Here is an 18,407-nt window from a genome sequence, read left to right on the forward strand (position 1 = left end):
AAAGGCGCAACCTTTTTTTGAAATAGGTATCTCTCTGTAAAACACAGTATGAGGATTTTTTACTTTTTGGTTGTTTGCTTTGTTTTCGGCTCTTCTTTTTCCTGCGAAGAACCCATTCTCGATAATTCGCGAAGCCGCGTCAGGGGACAGCTTGTTGATGAGAGCGGAAGTCCCATACCTGGAATCTACGTTGAGGTAAGTGCACAAAGTACCCGTCTGGATTTTAGTTATACTGATGATGCCGGTTTTTTTGAATTTACATCACTTAACTCTTCTTATGATGATGTGGCGTTACATATTAACGAACCATTTACTAAAGGCAGTTATAACGAGGCCTTTACTTCAATAAGTTATTTTAATAACAATTTTTTAGAAGCAGAAAATACGGTCAATTATGGAGTGGTTGAATTACCACGTCTCGCAACCTTTGAACTGGTAACCAAACCGGAAACAGGTACCGAAAACACAGTCAATTTTAGACTAACCTACACAGATGTATTTTGCGAACGCAATCGGGTTGATTTTGAAGAAGAAGTGTCTAATTCAAGAAACTGCTTTGAAAACCTGGAACAATTTGACAGAAAAACTCCCGATGATTTTACAGACAGCTTCTCGGTATCAACACCGCTTAACTCGCTGGTATTTTTAGACTATCGCATTAATAATAGCGAAGAAATACGAGTTGAGATTCCTGTAACTAATTTGATGACCAGTTATGAGCTCAGCTATTAAACACGTTATTTTCTTTGTCCTTATAGTTTTTTACTGCGGAAAAGCTTTTGCTCAGGACAGTACATCAACAAAAAATAATGATTGGAAACGTCGTGGATTTATTGATGCCGGTATTTATTTGGCAAATCCAGGGAAGGAATCATACGTCGCGAGGGGCTATGAACTTTCACCGGGTATACAGGCTTCTGTTTCCGGATACCTATTTCCTAAAGTGCTTTTCGGGGCTCGCTACGCTACGTTTAAAGGAACAGTTACCGATAAGCAATTAGTTGGCGATTATTCTGAAACACGGTTCAGCACCTTTGGAGTACAGCTGGGATATGATTTGATTTCAAACCGAAGATTTCAGATTAGGCTTCAGGGAGGAGCAGGAGCAACAACGCATATCCATACAAAATCAATTCCCCGGGATTTTAGAGAAAATGGGGGATCCCTATGGTTTAATCCGCAATTGAATGTTCCTCTTTGGAAATGGCTGGCCCTTTATATTATGCCCGAGTATCGGGTAGATTTTATGGCCACCAATGTTCCTGCAGAATTGAAAGATGCTTTTGGTACTATTAGTTATTTAAATGCTTCGGCAGGTTTTCAGATTCGGCTTTAGCCTATTCAAACAAGGCCTTCAGCTCGGTCGCATCATTAGCCTTCATCTTACCGGCAAGTACCAGACTGAGTTGTTTTCTGCGTAAAGCGGCTGCATAGCGCTCTTTCTCCTGTTCGGTTTCGGGTTTGATTTCGGGGATGGGTACGGGTGTCCCGGTGCGGTCAACAGCAACAAAGGTGTAAATGGCGTCATTTGCCTTAGATCTCAGGCCACTTTCCCGGTCTTCCACCCACACGTCTATAATTACCTCCATCGAGGTCTTAAACGCTCTTGAAATGGTTGCTTCAACCGTTACCACGCTTCCCAGAGGGATGGCTTTGTTAAAAGCCACGTGATTTACCGAAGCTGTAACTACGATCCTTCTGCTGTGACGGCGGGCAGTAATACTCGCAACACGGTCCATACGAGCCAGCAATTCACCCCCAAACATATTGTTTAGCGGATTGGTCTCATTAGGAAGTACGAGGTCGGTTTGTACCGTTTTCGATTCAGAAGGTGTTTTTGCGTTCATCAAGCTTTTATTTTCGGCAAAAATAGGAAGAATACTAGCAACAGAGACTAAAAAAGCCCCCGAGTTGGAGGCTTTCAAAAAGGTTTGTTCCGTATTGGTAAAGCTTAGTCAAGCTCCTGTACTAACATCCAGGCATTAGGATTGTCTGAATTACGCACTTCACGCAAAGCTTTTGCGGCTTCATCGCGATCAGCATAGCTTCCGTAAACCACCTGATGCAGGCCGTATTTGTTAGTTCCTATTAACCGGGCTTTATAGCCGGCTTCACGCAACTCTTCAACTTTTAATTCGGCATTTTCAGGAACCCGGAAAGCACCCGCAACAAGATGATAATTTCCTTTGGGTTTAAACACGTTTAAGGTTACTGCCGGTAACGGATTTTCTATCGTAAATGTGGCTTTTTGGATCGTTTGATCTACCACCTGTTTGGCTTTTTGCTCTTCGGCCAGATTGTGATCTGCAATATCTTTAAAGTACAGGAATCCCAATGAACCCGAAAGGCCTACAGCAAGCAGACCTGCTGCAGCATACTTAAGCCAGGGTGAATTGCGCTGTTTTTGCTCTAAGGTTACTACTTTTGGTTGGGCTGCCGGCTCTTCAACAACGGGTATTGCACGTGTTACCGCATCAAAGCTGTAGGTAGCAAGACCAAATGCTTCCGTTAGGAAATTAGACTCACCCGCAGGTTCAAAATTGATTTTACCCGCTTCATTCTTCGACAGGGTTCCTATTTTATCAAAAACCACCTCGTTGCCGGCCTGAAGGTCGGCATTCAATCGCGCTGCAAAATGCTGTACATGCTGCAATGCTTCGGCATAACTAATCGATTCGGCTGAAGCGGCATAGTTTGCCAGCAGGCCATCATTTTGAGTTAGCTGGGCGTTAAACGATAAACGTTTGTAAGGCGGGAAAAAGGTGTGCGTTTCTGCGTCATGTCGCGCTGCAACGCGATGGCCTAAAAAGGCTCCAAAACCGGGTATGATTACACATTCATACCGGTATAGTAAATCGCTGATGTAGGTTGTAAAATGCATATCGTAAAATTATAAAAAAATGACGGCGGCCTTGAGTTATAAACCGTGATTTGTTAACAATTTTATAATACCTTTAGTTTAAGTTCTTTAGCGCCCCCTCAGTAAACTTAATAGCCCGGTCTTTATTTTATGACGCAAGACGAACTCCACGCATTTCTTACACTGCAACGCATTCCCAATCTGGGGGATACGTCAATAAAGCGATTGATCAGCCGGTTTGATTCGGCTGAGCAGGTGCTACGCCAAAAAAAGGAAACCTTATTAAAAATTGACGGCATAGGCGAGTTCAGGCTGAAGGCTTTTTTCGATAAAACCCACAGACTTGAAGCTGAAGAAGAATTAAAATTTATAGAGGCAAATGGTATCTCGTATTGCAGTTTTCTGGATGCTGATTATCCCCAGCGTTTAAAACATTGTGTTGACGGTCCCATTCTTTTATTCAAGAGAGGAAGCGCGGGTTATGAAAATCCACGTACGCTATCTATCGTTGGCACCCGTAAAGTAACTACCCACGGCCAGCAGTTTATCAGGAAATTTATCGAAGAACTGGCACCTTTAAAACCCCTGATTGTTTCGGGATTTGCATATGGGGTAGATATCGCCGCCCATACAGCTGCTCTTGATAATGAGCTGGAAACCCTTGCCGTCCTTGCTCATGGTCTTAATCAGCTGTATCCAAAAATACATGCTAAATACCAAAAGGCGGTGGAGCGACAGGGTGCTTTTATTACCGATTTCTGGAGCTCTGATGCTTTTGACCGAACTAATTTTTTACGACGCAACCGCATTATTGCCGGTTTAGCCGAAGCTACTCTGGTTGTCGAAAGTGCCGAAAAAGGAGGTTCTCTGGTCACGGCAGAAATTGCCAATTCCTACAACCGGGATGTTTTTGCAGTTCCCGGCAGGCCCGAAGATATTCAAAGTGTAGGCTGTAATAATTTGATCAAAACCCAAAAGGCGCAATTGATTACCAGTGCAGCAGACCTCGTTTATCATTTAAACTGGCAACCCGAGGAAGTCTTCAAGCCGGTTCAAAAGCAACTTTTTGTTGAACTTACCGAAGAGGAAAAGATCATCTGGCGGCTTTTATCTGCTAACGGAAGGGAGCAACTCGATCTGATTGCCTTAAACTGCGGTTTGCCTACCTTTAAAACAGCCTCCCTGCTTTTGAATATGGAACTCAAAGGCGTGGTCCGACCGCTTCCGGGAAAGCTGTTTGAATTGACCTAGTAACCCAGCTTTTCGCGTACGCGATTTAAAACTCCGTTTGCGACTTCACGGGCTTTTTCTGCTCCTTTTTCGAGAGCCGCATCTACTTCTTCCAGATTATTCATATAATAGGAATAGGCTTCGCGCTCCTTAGCATATTTTTCCACCAAAAGCTCATACAAGGCTTGTTTTGCATGACCATACCCGTAGTTTCCGCCTAAATAATTCTGACGCATCTGAGCAACTTCGGCTTCTGAAGCAATCACTTTGTACAGATTGAAAACATTACAGGTGTCGGGATTTTTAGGTTCTTCAAGAGGCGTGCTGTCTGTCTGAATACCCATCACCTGTTTTCTCAATTGCTTATCGGGCAAAAAGAGGTTGATGTAATTGTCGCGGGACTTGCTCATTTTTTCGCCGTCAGTCCCGGGTATGTATTTGGTGTTCTCTTCGATTTTAGCTTCGGGCATGACAAAGGTTTCACCCATCTGTGCGTGAAAACGGGAAGCTACATCCCGGGTCATTTCAATATGTTGTAATTGATCTTTTCCTACCGGAACAAATTCGGCATCATACAACAAGATATCTGCTGCCATAAGCATCGGGTAGGTAAACAGTCCCGAATTTACATCGGCAAGCCGGTCTGATTTGTCTTTAAACGAATGGGCGAGGGTGAGACGCTGGTAAGGGAAAAAGCAGCTCAGATACCACGCAAGTTCTGTGGTTTGGGGAACGTCACTTTGACGGTAAAAAACGGTTTTTTCAATATCAAGACCAAAAGCAAGCCAGGCTGCGGCAACCGAGTAGGTATTCTCTTTTAAGACCGAAGCTTCTTTGATCTGAGTAAGTGTATGCAGATTTGCTATAAACAAAAAAGACTCGTTTTTGGAGTCATTGGCCATTGTGATTGCAGGGATAATCGCGCCCAGCAAATTACCTAAATGCGGTGTGCCTGTACTTTGAACACCGGTTAAAATTCGTGACATTCCTTAATTTTAATTTGACACAAAGTTACCCCTTTTGACCGATTAACTCTTTTTAAAATGTCTATTTTTGACAGGGACAAAACCTCAAAAAAAGTAACTAATTCAACTAAACCGGAATGATAAACATCTTGCGTAAGATATTGATTTTGCTTTGGCGCGTTTGGTTTTACATCATTCTCATTGTTCCTATTTTGATTTTGTTTCCCATCCTGCTTATATCGGTTGCTAAAGATTCGTGGTATCCGTTTTTCTTTAGACTGGCGCGTTTTTGGGCTCGTATCATCTTATTTGGTATGGGTTTTTGGCCAAAAATTGAGCGGCTGGAGAAAACCGAACTCGGAAAGAGCTATATGTATATTGCCAATCACACTTCAATGGCAGACATTATGCTGATGCTGCATACGGTGCGCAATCCTTTTGTGTTTGTAGGAAAGCAGGAGTTGGCCAGATTTCCCATCTTTGGATATTTCTACAAACAAACCTGTATTCTGGTTGACCGGGGAGACCCAAAAAGCCGGCTTGCTGTTTTTGAAAGTGCCCAAAAACGGCTTAGACAGGGTTTGAGTATCTGTATTTTTCCTGAAGGAGGCGTGCCCGACGACACATCTGTGGTTTTGGATTCATTTAAAGATGGTGCATTTAGACTGGCTATAGATCATCAGGTCCCCATTGTGCCAATGGTTTTTTATGACAACAAGAAGCGTTTTTCCTATAATTTCTTCACCGGATCACCGGGTGTGATGCGTGTAAAGATTTTGCCTTTTATAGAAACCGAAGGTAAAGAACCCGGCGATCGTCGTGAACTGCGGGATCAGGCTTTTAAAGCGATTCACAGTGAGTTGCTGAAAGACCAAACAACACCGGATGCGATAAAGGGCTAAAGATTACCAACTAAAAAAGGCTGCCTCTACCCAGGCAGCCTTTTAGGTTACCGTCTACACGATAACCAACCTAACCAACAAAAAAGTCCATTTTTCTTTTTCAGTACTTAAAATTTCAGGTTGATACCGGTATAAATACCCATATAATAAGGTTTAAAGTCACTCACACCATTGGTGTAGGCGTTCAGCTGATATTTAAACATAGGTTCCAGATTAAACTCCAGTGTAGGAGTAATGCGGTAGTCAAACCCAAGCCCTATATTGGTGCTAAAACTGGTGTTGTTTAGGCTGTTTGATGAACCTAATTCGGTAGAAAAGCGCGAACCTTCTTCTAAAATGACCGAATCGTCATTCAGGAAAAGCGTGCTGAAACCTCCAATGATCTGCATGCCAATTTTTTTATCAATCAGGGCATATTCAGCCTCAAGAGGAACCTCGATATAGCCTAGTTGCTGGCGCAGGGTGCTTGACGGACTTGCAAAATTGCTGGCTGCAAATTCTTCTGAAACGGGAGCATTGGGAATTGAATTGGAGACATCTTCCCTGTTATTAAAAGTGGATACCTGCACTTGCGAAGCGTTCTTATTATAATCAACACTGCGAAGCGCATTAGCCTGAATACTTGGCGAAAAGGCCACCTGCTCGGTACGATAGCCTAAATCAACGCGATTTATCCCTGCCCGAAGCTTAAACTTGTCATTGAGGGCATAACTTACCTGTACCCCGTAGCTCAGGTTGATATCTCCTCGTTTTGCATTATCTGCAAATTGGGGGTCAATACCCGAGCCTCCAAAATCTCCATAATAAACGGGAGCGACTATGGGAGCGATACCCCAGCGCGCAGACTTGCTGTTTTCTGATTCTTCATCGGTATCGGCTATTGCTTCTTCCTGATTGGCCAGGCGCAGCAATTCATCGGGATCCTGAACAGCAGCAGCTTTTTCCTCCTGCGCTGCTTCTTCATTTGTGTTTGCAGCAATAGCTTCTTTTTCCAAATTAGTTTGGGAAGTATCAGGCCGGCTATCTTCAGTTTTAGCGGTAACGGCTTGCGGAGTATTGGAATCTGTAGGCCTTGTCTTTATTTTTTCGCTTTGCGAAAAGGCGAGAGCCTCACTATTCTTTTTAGATGTTTGAGAATTACGTTTAGCGCTCCTGTTTTGTTCCGGGGCGTTTTCTTCAGCGATTTGGGATTGACCCGAAGTACTTAAAGAGCTGTTTGTTTTTGCTGAAGTATCGTCTTGTTCTGATGCTTCAACCACAGCATTATTAGTCTCCTCTGAATCTGTATTAACTTCTGTGTTGTTTTGGGGCTTTTCTTCCTGAACCAGTTTAGGTTGTTGATCGTCATTTGGGTTGTTGATCTCAAAAAAGTTTCCGCCAAGAAGCAGTAAAGCCAGCACCGCTGCAACACCGCCCAGTTTTATCCATAACGGAATGACACGCTTGCGTTTTTGTTTTTCACGCGCAGCGATAGACTCCCAAACGTGAGGGGCGGGTTGTGCTTCAAAGTCTTTAAACTTCTCCTGAAACAGTCTGTCTATGTTTTTCTTTTCTTTCACGGGGTGAAAAATCTTGTATTAATGCTTTATGAGGTTTTAGATTCGGTCTGAAAGCTTTCTACTTTCTGTTTTAAAATCATCCGGGCACGGGCCAGGTTTGATTTGGATGTTCCTTCACTAATCTCCAGCATTGTTGCTATTTCCTTATGCGAGTAACCGTCTAGCGCATAAAGGTTAAAAACCAATCTGTAACGATCTGGTAATTCCTGTACTATTTTGAGCAAAAATTGCAGTGATACATCTTCTTCATCGACGATCACGTCTTCCTGCTCTATTAATTCTTCGTTTACAATATTAAATACCCGTTGTTTTCTGTAGCGTTGCAATGCCGTATTGATTACGATACGCTTCAGCCAGCCTTCAAACGAGCCTTTGTGTTTAAACTGGGCGATTTTTTCGAAAATCGTAATGAACCCATCCTGCAAGATATCTTCGGCCTCTGTGTAATTACGGGCATATTTCAAAGACACAGAGAACAGTGTGTTCGCATAGCGCGTATACAACTGTTCCTGTGCCTTTGAATCTTTTTTAATGCATTTGGCGATGAGTTCGTCCAGACTCACATTAGTTGCGTGTTTAAACCGTTAACCTTTTACAGGTATCGTGTCTGTTATAAAAATATCCTCACCATTTTCATCCTTACCTGCGTAAAACTTAAAGATGTAATCGTAATTGTAACGGGTTTCAAAAGGCAGGTAAACAGGAACGGTGTCTGTAGGGGTGTCGGTACAGGTTTCCTCTTCGTAAACCCCTTCAAAAATATAAATAAAACGAGTGCTGTCACGACGCGCGTAGTCAAAGTCGTAAAAGTAGTTGCAGGAGCTGGGGGAGATGTAGCGTATTTTAAAATTATAGCGCTGACCCCAAACCAGTGTATCGGGCAACTCATAATCAACTACGGGTTGTAATTCATAACTAAGCTCTACACGGTCATCATCAAGAGAGCAGGAGGTGACTAATGCTAATAGTCCTAAAATTAAAAAAACCTTTTTCATCATTTAAATATTTACCTGGTAGATACCTAAAGATGAAAAAGGTTGCGTAAGAGCTATTTTTTTTTCGGCTATGCCTGATTTGCAAGTTTAATGGCCTCTTTGATTTTGGTCTCAAGTTCTTCCAAAAGATCCGGATTGTCTTTTAAAATCGCTTTTACCGCATCGCGGCCCTGGCCCAGTTTGGTGTCTTCATAGCTAAACCACGACCCGCTTTTCTTGATGATTTCATAATCAACACCAATGTCAAGGATTTCGCCAACTTTTGAGATTCCTTCCCCATACATAATGTCAAATTCTGCCTGGCGGAAAGGTGGCGCCACTTTATTTTTCACCACTTTAACACGGGTTTTGTTACCCTGTATTTCACCGTTTGCATCTTTAATCTGCGTAGAACGACGTATATCAAGACGTACCGAAGCATAGAATTTAAGCGCATTACCACCGGTTGTAGTCTCCGGGTTTCCAAACATCACCCCGATTTTCTCTCGCAACTGGTTGATGAAAATCACGGTACAATTGGTTTTGCTGATAGAGCCGGTAAGTTTACGCAGTGCCTGAGACATCAAACGGGCGTGAAGTCCCATTTTAGAATCTCCCATTTCGCCTTCAATTTCACTTTTTGGCGTCAGGGCTGCAACCGAGTCGACTACTATAATATCAATAGCTCCCGAACGGATGAGGTTATCGGTAATTTCAAGAGCCTGCTCCCCGTTATCGGGTTGAGAGATGATTAGGTTTTCAATATCTACACCCAGTTTTTCCGCATAAAAACGGTCAAAAGCGTGTTCTGCATCAATAAAAGCAGCAATACCTCCCTTTTTTTGAGACTCTGCAATAGCATGTAAGGTCAGCGTTGTTTTACCTGAAGATTCAGGACCGTAGATTTCAATAACACGCCCTTTAGGTAAACCGCCCACGCCCAAAGCCAGGTCAAGACCCAGCGAACCGGTTGAGATCGCTTCAACTTCTACAATGGCATTATCGCCCATTTTCATAACGGTACCCTTACCATAGGTTTTATCCATTTTATCAAGGGTAAGCTTCAGGGCTTTTAACTTGGCTTCTTGTTCTTTACTCATACGATTTTTAAGTCTTTACCCGTTAAGCCGGGGTTTTTAATAGTTTAAGGTTTCTTTCTAAATAAGGACCCAAAGGGACGCGAAAGCACCTCAATTTTCAGGCTGCTAAAGTAGTATTTCTTTTTTAGGGAAGCAATCAAAGCGCTATAAAATATTGGAAAAATTCCGTAAAAAAGCAGAAAAACTCAAAATTATCCGGCAAAAAACGGAAAAATTCCTAGAAGTAAAAATATTTTCAACAATCAGGCAACCTTTTCAGGTTTTATGTATCTCAAAACCAAACGTAAAATCTGTAAGGCTATGATGCAGAAATTACAAAACTATTGTTGCAGTACTGCAGTGTTTACTTTGATTCGTATGTACTGCAACTTTAAGCTGGACGGCGGTTAATGCTGTTTTTTGAGATAATCAAAATCGTATTAACTGAATTAGCCGTTCAAGAAAATGCCCCCAGGTTATACCTGCGGGCATTTTTTTATCATTTTTCTAATCTATAGGTTCCCACAGCTGAACTTTATTTCCATCTCCGTCCAGGATATGAATGAATTTTCCGTAGTCATAGGTTTCTATCCTATCAACAATTTCAACACCTTCCTCTTTAAGCTGTTTTACAAGTTCTTCAAGATTTTCAACCCGATAATTAATCATAAAATCCTGCCCTGAAGATCCAAAATAATCTGATGTTTTTTTAAAAGGAGTCCATTGTGTTTGAGCTTTTGTATTAGAATCTTGTTCCTGATACCAGTCAAAAGTTGCCCCGTAGGGATTTGTATTCAAACCCAGGTGTTTTTCATACCAGGCTGTTGTTTTTTTAGGATTGTCTGTTTTAAAGAAAACCCCGCCAATTCCGGTGACGCGTTTCATAATGATATTGGTTTTAGGTTGTTTAAAAAGCACTGTATTGGTTGTAAATTCCAGTGAGAATCTTATAGCCAGGAGTGCTATTAAATGTACTTTAAAATATGATTTGAATATCTAGAAATACGCTAGAATTCTTTGGCTTGCCTCAACTGTCTAAAAACCGTACTTTTGCACCACTTTTAATCCCTCATTGAGGGTTTGATCGTTCCAAGGCTTGCCTTGACTAGTACGAATTTTCAAATCATACTCTGTGGGCTTACCACGGGGGTTCTTTAATCTTAAAATCACGTATAGCATGCAACTGTACAACAAATTAAGTGCAAAAGAACGTGCAGCTCTTATTGACGAAGCCGGGGAAGACCGGCTTACGCTCTCGTTCTATCAATACGCCAAAATTGGCAATCCGCACCTGTTTCGCAATCACTTATTTATCGCCTGGGATGAACTTGAGGTTTTAGGCCGAATTTATGTCGCCCACGAAGGGATCAACGCGCAGCTTTCGGTACCTGCAAAAAACTTTGAGAAGTTTAAAGAGTTCCTCGACGGGATTTATTTTCTCGAAAACGTACGTCTCAACATCGCCATTGAGCAGGATGCAAAATCCTTTTTAAAACTGAAAGTCAAAGTACGCCCTAAAATTGTTGCAGACGGTCTTAACGACGAGACTTTTGATGTGACTAACAAAGGAATTCACGTAGATGCTGTGACGTTTAATGAGCTTATCGAGAGCGAAGACGTGGTTTTGGTAGATATGCGCAATCATTACGAGAGTGAGATCGGCCATTTTAAAAACGCGATAACTCCAGATGTGGATACCTTTCGCGACAGCTTAGACCTTATTGAAGAAAACCTTAAAGATCATAAGGAAGATAAAAAACTGGTGATGTACTGCACCGGCGGTATTCGCTGCGAAAAAGCCAGTGCTTACTACAAGCATAAAGGTTTTAAACAGGTGTATCAGCTTGAGGGTGGAATCATTGAATATGCCCGCCAGGTTGAGCAACTGAAGCTTGAAAATAAGTTTAAAGGAAAAAACTTTGTGTTTGACCACCGTCGTGGTGAGCGCATTACCGAAGATATCATTTCCAATTGCCATCAATGCGGAAAGCCTTGCGATACGCACGTAAACTGTGCTAATGAAGCCTGTCATTTACTGTTTATACAATGTGAGGAATGTGCCGAAGCGATGAATCATACCTGTTCAGACGACTGTAAGGAAATCGTGGCGTTGCCCGAAGAAGTTCAAAAAGAACTGCGTAAAGGCATCCCCAACAGCAATAAGATCTTTAAAAAAGGAAGGTCTGAAAAGCTGAAATTTCAGCGGAAATAATACTAGTCCCGAAGTGAAAGCTTCGGGATTTTTTTTGAAAATGACCTTCTTAAGAATACGAAACCCTACCCAAATCTGATTTCATATTAAAAGCACATTACAGCTCAATTAAGTCTGGTTTATCCCGTTGTTTTCTCGGCAGCTTAAAAATGTACACGGCTTTCGCGCTTTTGCAATTTAGATTTACTATATTTTTGCATAGCTAAAACGCTATCTTTAGCGGCAAATTAGAACAGAATAATTCTGTTTATAAACATCAAATCCTGCCCTTAAACGAGCAGAGATTTACTAAATATACTGGGCTCATGGCGTGTGGAAATTGTGGTACGACCGTTAACGGTCAGCCGCGTGGTTGTCAAAATAATGGTACCTGTGGTACCGATGGTTGTAATAAATTAACGGTTTTTGACTGGCTCTCTAATATGAGTTTGCCCGAAGGACAGGAGCCGTTTGACTTTGTTGAGGTACGTTTTAAAAACGGCCGGAAAGAGTTTTTTAAAAATGTTGAAAAGCTTCAGATCAATGTAGGCGAGGTTCTTGCCGTACAGGCTCCATCGGGTCATGATGTGGGCATCGTGTCCCTTACCGGTGAACTGGTGCGCATTCAGATGAAAAAGAAAAAAGTGCCTTTTGATACCGATGATTTTCAAAAAATCTACCGAAAAGCCAATACCCGGGATATTGAAGTTTGGGAAGAAGTAAAAGGCCGGGAGGATGCCATTAAGGTAAAATCCCGTCAAATAGCAATCCGTCTGGGATTGCAGATGAAAATATCAGATATTGAGTTTCAGGGTGACGGTTCTAAAGCCACCTTTTATTATACAGCCGAAGATCGTGTTGATTTCAGGCAACTTATTAAAGAATTTGCACAGGAATTCAGAACCCGTATCGAAATGCGCCAAATTGGTTTCCGTCAGGAGGCTTCCCGTTTAGGAGGTATTGGCTCCTGCGGGCGCGAGCTTTGCTGCTCTACCTGGCTTACCGATTTTAGATCGGTTACGACGAGCGCCGCGCGTTATCAGCAGTTATCCCTCAATCCGCAGAAACTTGCAGGACAATGTGGAAAGCTGAAGTGCTGTTTAAATTATGAACTTGACGCCTATCTTGATGCCTTGAAAGACTTTCCGTCAACTGAGCAAAAGTTGAAAACCGAAAAAGGAACGGCTGTTTGTCAAAAGATCGACATCTTTCAGGGTCATTTATGGTATGCCTATGAAGGCGAGTGGATGAACTGGCATAAGCTCACCACCGAGCAGGCTAACGAAATTCTTGAAAAAAATAAAGCCAACCAGCCTGTAGCCAGTCTTGAAGAATATGCTGCAGACCTGGTAACAGATACTAAAGTTGATTTTGGTAACGTTGTGGGGCAGGATAGTCTTACCCGTTTTGACACCCCTAAAAACAACAAGAAGCGATCTAAAAATCGCAGAAAGAAAAAGAATTACCGCAAACGAGGTCCCAAAAAAGATGCTTAGATTTTTTATTGTTTTTGCCTTGCTTGTACTCTTTTGTTCGTGTGACGACAATGCTGTTTTCCACGAGTTTAAAGAATTGCCGGGCAGCTGGCAACGCGACTCAGCGGTGGTGTTTAAATTCAATGCTCCCGATAGCTTAAAACCCTATAATGCATTTATCACCCTTCGCAATGATAACACCTACCCATTTAGCAATATCTTTTTAGTTACCCGGATGCAATTTCCCAACGGAAAAACAGTTACAGATACACTGGAGTATATGATGGCGCAACCCGACGGTACCTGGCTGGGAGACGGTTTTGGGGATTTAAAGGAAAGCAAACTCTGGTATAAAGAAAACATCCGGTTTAATGAAGCCGGAACCTATCAATTTAAAATAATGCAGGCGATGCGCCGCAATGGAGATCTTAATGCTGTACCCGAACTTTCAGGCATCAGAGATGTAGGTTTGCGGATAGAGCGCATAAATGAATAATACATGGCGACACCAAAAAAGAAAGTTTCAAAAAACGAAACGAAGTCAGATTTTAGCACATACATAAAGGGGTTTTGGATTCTGTTTTTAGGAGGATTAGGTGCTCTCGCACTTGTTTTTCTATTAGCTTCCTGGGGCGTTTTTGGCAAATTGCCCACCTTTGAAGAACTCGAAAACCCCGAAAGCAATCTCGCTACCGAAATCCTTTCGTCTGACGGAAAAACACTGGGTAAATTTTATAATGAAAACCGTACCCCGGTAAAGTATGACGATCTGCCTCAAAACCTTATTGATGCTGTAGTTGCTACCGAAGACCGTCGGTTTTATGAGCATTCGGGAATCGATGTGCGCGGTACCGCCCGTGCTGTGGCCTATTTGGGCTCAAAAGGTGGAGCGAGTACGATCACCCAGCAGCTGGCTAAACTTCTGTTTTCAGATGAGCCCAGTAATAAACTGGAACGCGTGATTCAAAAAGTAAAAGAATGGATTATCGCTGCGCGTCTCGAAAGCCAGTACACCAAGGAGGAAATCATCACCATGTACCTAAACAAACAGGATTTCCTGTTTCAGGCAGTGGGAATCCGTTCGGCTTCAAAAATCTATTTTGATAAAGAGCCCATAGAATTACGTCCCGAAGAATCTGCGGTTATTGCAGCGATGCTTAAAAATCCGAGACAATTCAATCCCTATCGCGAAATTTCAAAAGACAAGTCTCTGGAGCGTCGCAATACGGTGCTTGCCCTTATGGCCGAGACCGATAGAATTACCGAAGCCGAAAAAGACAGCCTGATTGCGCTCCCTATGAAGATCAATTTCTCTCCGGAAGGTCACGCAGACGGGATCGCGACTTATTTTAGGGAATACCTACGTGCTTTTATGGCAGACTGGATTCAGAAAAATCCCAAAGGCAAAGATGCAGACGGCAACGACGAGTATTACAATATTTACCGGGATGGTCTGGTCATAACTACGACTTTAGACTCGCGTATGCAGCGCTTTGCTGAGCAGGCAGTTACCGCACATATGGAAAATCTGCAGCGGGAATTTGATAAACAAAACGAGAAGAATAAAACGGCTCCGTTTAGAGACATTAGCGAAGAGGAAGAAGAAGGTATTATTAACCGTGCCATGCGCAACTCAGACCGCTGGCGGAAAATGTCTGCGCGGGACATTGATGTAGATCAAATCAAAGCTTCTTTTAATCAAAAGACCGATATGCGTGTCTTTGTTTGGGATAATGGTCCTAAAGAGAAAGATACAATCATGACCCCTCGCGACAGTATTCTCTATTACAAGCGCTTCCTGAGAGCAGGTTTACTCAGTATGACGCCGCAAACCGGAGAGGTTAAAGCCTGGGTGGGCGGTATTGACTATAAGCATTTTCAGTACGACCACGTGAAAACCGGAAGACGCCAGGTGGGATCTACCTTTAAGCCGTTCTTATACGCGACGGCGATTGACCAGTTGCACCTTTCGCCTTGCGATACGATTCCCGATAATCCTTATTGTATTCCTGCCGGAGAGATGGGCACCCAAAGAGACTGGTGTCCCGCTAACTCAAGCGGAGGTTATCGCGGTATGGTTACCTTGAAAAAAGCGCTTGCTGAATCTATAAACACTGTTTCGGCAAGACTGATGCACCGTGTGGGTCCTAATACGGTTATCGATCTCATTAAAAAACTTGGGGTAGATACGAAGGATATTCCCTCGGTACCTTCTATCGCTTTAGGGACTGCAGATTTGAGTTTGTTTGAGATGGTTTCGGCTTACTCGGCTTTTGCCAATAAAGGAGTACACGTAGAACCTCAGATTGTATCTACTATCGTTGATAAAAACGGTACGGTTTTATACCAAAGCGTTCCAAAAGCCCAGGATGTGCTGAGTAAAGAATCGGCTTACGTTACTGTAAACCTTATGGAAGGGGTTACGCAGTATGGTTCGGGGGCTCGTTTACGAAGCGGGGCTAGTAATGATTATATGTATAAAAATGTAATCACCGGTCATCCCTACGCCTTTAAAAATCCTATAGCCGGTAAGACCGGTACTACTCAAAACCAAAGTGACGGCTGGTTTATGGGTATGGTGCCTAATCTCGTTACAGGTGTTTGGGTAGGAGGAGATGATCGTTCGATTCACTTTCCCGGTATAAGATATGGTCAGGGTGCTACTATGGCTTTACCTATTTGGGGGAGTTATATGAAAAAATGCTATACTCAAGAGGATCTTAAGATTTCGCAGGAGGCTTTTGAGCGTCCTGAAGATCTTTCGATACGCATAGATTGTTCAATACCTGCCGGGGGAAGTCAGCAGACTGAAGTGCCGGACGAACTCGATTTTTAAGAGCTTTTGAGTTTTTTTCGCGAAGGCGAAAAACAAACTTTATGAAATCTATAAAATCCTGCTAAAAGATTGGCGCTAGGCCCGGTATTTTGTAATTTTCTTATTCTAAAATGAGAAAATGATAACAAAAAAAGTAAACTCGGTTACTGAAGCGCTTCAAGGCATTGAAGATGGTATGACCCTGATGCTGGGAGGCTTTGGCCTGAGCGGAATTCCTGAAAATGCAATTGCCCGATTAGTACAGCTCAACGTAAAAGGGCTTACCTGTATTTCAAACAATGCCGGGGTTGACGATTTCGGTTTGGGTTTACTCCTTCAAAAGAAACAGATCAAAAAAATGATTTCGTCTTATGTGGGCGAAAATGCCGAGTTTGAACGCCAGATGCTCAGCGGTGAACTCGATGTTGAGCTCATTCCGCAAGGTACCCTGGCCGAGCGCTGTCGGGCTGCGCAAGCCGGTTTTCCTGCAATTTATACTCCTGCCGGCTATGGTACCGAAGTAGCCGAAGGCAAAGAAACCCGGGAATTTGATGGTAAAATGTATGTATTGGAACGTGCATTTAAGGCGGACTTTGCTTTTGTAAAGGCCTGGAAAGGCGATACTGCCGGAAATCTCATTTTTAAAGGTACAGCCCGTAATTTTAATCCCGTGATGTGTGGCGCAGCAACAATAACGGTTGCTGAGGTCGAAGAGCTGCTTCCGGCGGGAGAATTAGATCCCAATCAGATTCACATACCGGGGATATTTGTTCAGCGTATTTTTGAAGGTAAAAACTACGAGAAGCGCATTGAGCAACGCACCGTTCGCAAACGGGAAACCACAAATTAAGAATCAACAAAAACCAAATATAATATGGCACATTTAAGACTGGGCGATACCGCCCCTGATTTTACAGCAGATACTACCGAAGGAACAATTCATTTTCACGAATGGCTGGGTGACAGCTGGGGGATTTTATTTTCACACCCCGGCGATTATACGCCCGTTTGCACTACCGAATTGGGTACAGTGGCAAATTACCACGGCGAGTTTAAGAAGCGCAATGTAAAGCCCATTGCAATCAGCGTAGACGGTGTAAAGGATCACCTGGACTGGATTAAAGATATCAATGAGACTCAGAACACCACGGTAGATTACCCTATCATTGGTGATGAAGATCGTAAAGTTTCTGAATTGTACGACATGATTCATCCCAACGCCAGCGAAAAAGCTACCGTACGCTCTGTATTTGTTATAGGACCCGATAAGAAAATCAAATTGACGATAACCTATCCGCCTTCAACCGGGCGTAATTTCGATGAGATTCTTCGGGTGATCGACTCGCTTCAATTGACGGCTTACCACAAAGTAGCCACTCCTGCTAACTGGAAAGATGGTGAAGACTGCGTGATTTCTCCCAGCGTAAGCAATGAGCAAATCCCTGAGTTTTTTCCGAAAGGACATACCGAGATTAAACCCTATCTGCGTATGACGCCGCAGCCAAATAAATAAAACTATGCTAGACAAGAACGGAATCGCAAAGCGCATCGCCCGGGAAGTGAAAGACGGTTTTTACGTCAATCTTGGGATTGGTATACCCACTCTGGTAGCCAATTATGTACGAGATGATATAGAAGTCGAGTTTCAAAGTGAAAACGGCGTGCTGGGAATGGGTCCCTTTCCTTTTGAAGGAGAGGAAGACGCAGACCTTATCAATGCGGGTAAACAAACCATTACCACGCTTAAAGGCGCATCGTTCTTTGACTCGGCGATGAGCTTCTCCATGATCAGGGGGCAACATGTTGACCTCACTATTCTTGGCGCGATGGAAGTGGCAGAGAATGGAGACATTGCCAATTGGAAGATTCCGGGAAAAATGGTTAAGGGTATGGGAGGTGCGATGGATCTTGTGGCCAGTGCCGAAAATATCATTGTAGCGATGATGCATACCAATCGGGAAGGCGAATCTAAACTGCTTAAGCGTTGCACGTTGCCGCTCACCGGTGTGGGTTGCGTGACCAAAATCGTCACCAATCTCTCGGTGCTGGAAGTAACCAAAAACGGATTTAAGCTTTTGGAGCGCGCCCCGGGAGTAAGCGTTGAAGAAATCAAAAACGCCACCGAAGGAGCTCTGGAAATTCCGGATGAAGTACCCGAGATGGTGCTTAACTAACGAGTAAAACACTTTGTTTATAAGGAGCCTCCCGGGGCTCCTTTTTTATGCTATCAAATGCGAATTAAGTCGGTTGAACGACTTTTTAAAACTCAATAAGCGTCAAAAGCTTCTTTTTTAACGTCTAAAAACGTTAAAAATTAACATTTATTGTATAAATTTTAAGTTTTCTCTTGTATAAAT

At 42.9% G+C, this 18,407-nt stretch carries 19 protein-coding genes; 11 read left to right on the forward strand and 8 right to left on the reverse strand.

Annotated features, from left to right (window positions below; genetic code table 11):
* The first annotated feature begins 48 nt into the window (after window positions 1-48).
* Both ACSSS3_RS07865 and ACSSS3_RS07870 read left to right on the forward strand, forming a co-directional pair.
* The gene (locus ACSSS3_RS07865; RefSeq protein ID WP_442847108.1) at window positions 49-732 is read left to right on the forward strand and encodes a carboxypeptidase-like regulatory domain-containing protein; all 684 of its coding nucleotides are present in this window, start codon (window positions 49-51) and stop codon (window positions 730-732) included.
* Complete coding sequence (locus ACSSS3_RS07870; RefSeq protein WP_442847109.1) at window positions 716-1,336, forward strand: hypothetical protein; 621 nt, start codon at window positions 716-718, stop codon at window positions 1,334-1,336. Before ACSSS3_RS07865 ends, ACSSS3_RS07870 begins: the two co-directional genes overlap by 17 nt.
* A gap of 1 nt (window position 1,337) precedes the next feature.
* Here ACSSS3_RS07870 and ACSSS3_RS07875 read toward each other — a convergent pair whose 3' ends face one another.
* Both ACSSS3_RS07875 and ACSSS3_RS07880 read right to left on the reverse strand, forming a co-directional pair.
* Window positions 1,338-1,847: an acyl-CoA thioesterase gene (locus tag ACSSS3_RS07875; protein WP_442847110.1), complete on the reverse strand. Its 510-nt coding sequence runs from the start codon at window positions 1,845-1,847 to the stop codon at window positions 1,338-1,340.
* 104 nt (window positions 1,848-1,951) lie between these two features.
* Window positions 1,952-2,881 (reverse strand): SPOR domain-containing protein, encoded by a 930-nt coding sequence (locus ACSSS3_RS07880; RefSeq protein WP_442847111.1) that lies wholly within the window; start codon window positions 2,879-2,881, stop codon window positions 1,952-1,954.
* 129 nt (window positions 2,882-3,010) lie between these two features.
* Between ACSSS3_RS07880 and dprA the strand changes: the two genes are divergently transcribed.
* Window positions 3,011-4,111, forward strand: coding sequence for a DNA-processing protein DprA (gene dprA, locus ACSSS3_RS07885; protein ID WP_442847112.1), 1,101 nt, complete (start codon window positions 3,011-3,013; stop codon window positions 4,109-4,111).
* Here the strand turns inward: dprA and trpS are convergent.
* Window positions 4,108-5,076 (reverse strand): tryptophan--tRNA ligase, encoded by a 969-nt coding sequence (gene trpS / locus ACSSS3_RS07890; RefSeq protein ID WP_228229231.1) that lies wholly within the window; start codon window positions 5,074-5,076, stop codon window positions 4,108-4,110. The two genes, dprA and trpS, sit on opposite strands and share 4 nt — an antisense overlap.
* Window positions 5,077-5,192: 116 nt before the next feature.
* Here trpS and ACSSS3_RS07895 point away from each other — a divergent pair, with 116 nt between their 5' ends.
* Window positions 5,193-5,957: a lysophospholipid acyltransferase family protein gene (locus tag ACSSS3_RS07895; protein ID WP_442847113.1), complete on the forward strand. Its 765-nt coding sequence runs from the start codon at window positions 5,193-5,195 to the stop codon at window positions 5,955-5,957.
* A gap of 107 nt (window positions 5,958-6,064) precedes the next feature.
* On the opposite strand, the gene ACSSS3_RS07900 is transcribed toward ACSSS3_RS07895, so the two are convergent.
* The 5 genes from ACSSS3_RS07900 to ACSSS3_RS07920 form a co-directional block, all read right to left on the reverse strand.
* Entirely contained in the window at window positions 6,065-7,516 is a 1,452-nt protein-coding gene (locus ACSSS3_RS07900; RefSeq protein WP_442847114.1) for an outer membrane beta-barrel protein, read from the reverse strand.
* Between the two features lie 26 nt (window positions 7,517-7,542).
* Complete coding sequence (locus tag ACSSS3_RS07905) at window positions 7,543-8,079, reverse strand: RNA polymerase sigma factor (RefSeq protein ID WP_442847115.1); 537 nt, start codon at window positions 8,077-8,079, stop codon at window positions 7,543-7,545.
* A gap of 21 nt (window positions 8,080-8,100) precedes the next feature.
* Window positions 8,101-8,514, reverse strand: a complete 414-nt coding sequence (locus ACSSS3_RS07910; RefSeq protein WP_228229227.1) for a membrane lipoprotein lipid attachment site-containing protein — start codon at window positions 8,512-8,514, stop codon at window positions 8,101-8,103.
* Window positions 8,515-8,579: 65 nt separating this feature from the next.
* Window positions 8,580-9,590: a recombinase RecA gene (gene recA / locus ACSSS3_RS07915; protein WP_228229226.1), complete on the reverse strand. Its 1,011-nt coding sequence runs from the start codon at window positions 9,588-9,590 to the stop codon at window positions 8,580-8,582.
* A gap of 486 nt (window positions 9,591-10,076) precedes the next feature.
* Entirely contained in the window at window positions 10,077-10,454 is a 378-nt protein-coding gene (locus ACSSS3_RS07920) for a VOC family protein (protein ID WP_442847116.1), read from the reverse strand.
* A gap of 292 nt (window positions 10,455-10,746) precedes the next feature.
* On the opposite strand from ACSSS3_RS07920, the gene trhO reads away from it, so the two are divergent.
* The 7 genes from trhO to ACSSS3_RS07955 all read left to right on the forward strand — a co-directional run bounded on the left by trhO (window position 10,747) and on the right by ACSSS3_RS07955 (window position 18,224).
* Window positions 10,747-11,781: an oxygen-dependent tRNA uridine(34) hydroxylase TrhO gene (trhO, locus tag ACSSS3_RS07925; RefSeq protein WP_442847117.1), complete on the forward strand. Its 1,035-nt coding sequence runs from the start codon at window positions 10,747-10,749 to the stop codon at window positions 11,779-11,781.
* Window positions 11,782-12,086: 305 nt separating this feature from the next.
* Window positions 12,087-13,256 carry a PSP1 domain-containing protein gene (locus ACSSS3_RS07930; RefSeq protein ID WP_442847118.1) on the forward strand — a complete coding sequence of 390 codons (1,170 nt, stop codon included), beginning with the start codon at window positions 12,087-12,089 and terminating at the stop codon, window positions 13,254-13,256.
* On the forward strand, window positions 13,249-13,731 hold the full coding sequence (locus tag ACSSS3_RS07935; RefSeq protein WP_228229222.1) for a gliding motility lipoprotein GldH: 483 nt from the start codon (window positions 13,249-13,251) through the stop codon (window positions 13,729-13,731). Before ACSSS3_RS07930 ends, ACSSS3_RS07935 begins: the two co-directional genes overlap by 8 nt.
* Before the next feature lie 3 nt (window positions 13,732-13,734).
* Window positions 13,735-16,071, forward strand: coding sequence for a penicillin-binding protein 1A (locus tag ACSSS3_RS07940; RefSeq protein ID WP_442847119.1), 2,337 nt, complete (start codon window positions 13,735-13,737; stop codon window positions 16,069-16,071).
* A 118-nt stretch (window positions 16,072-16,189) separates the two neighbouring features.
* Complete coding sequence (locus ACSSS3_RS07945; RefSeq protein WP_442847120.1) at window positions 16,190-16,900, forward strand: CoA transferase subunit A; 711 nt, start codon at window positions 16,190-16,192, stop codon at window positions 16,898-16,900.
* A 24-nt stretch (window positions 16,901-16,924) separates the two neighbouring features.
* A complete protein-coding gene (locus tag ACSSS3_RS07950; protein WP_442847121.1) occupies window positions 16,925-17,563 on the forward strand; it encodes a peroxiredoxin in 639 nt (212 codons plus the stop codon).
* A gap of 4 nt (window positions 17,564-17,567) precedes the next feature.
* On the forward strand, window positions 17,568-18,224 hold the full coding sequence (locus ACSSS3_RS07955; RefSeq protein ID WP_442847122.1) for a 3-oxoacid CoA-transferase subunit B: 657 nt from the start codon (window positions 17,568-17,570) through the stop codon (window positions 18,222-18,224).
* Window positions 18,225-18,407 lie beyond the last annotated feature (183 nt).

Origin of the sequence: Leeuwenhoekiella sp. H156 (genome assembly GCF_052218455.1) — a bacterium.
Classification (GTDB): domain Bacteria; phylum Bacteroidota; class Bacteroidia; order Flavobacteriales; family Flavobacteriaceae; genus Leeuwenhoekiella; species Leeuwenhoekiella parthenopeia.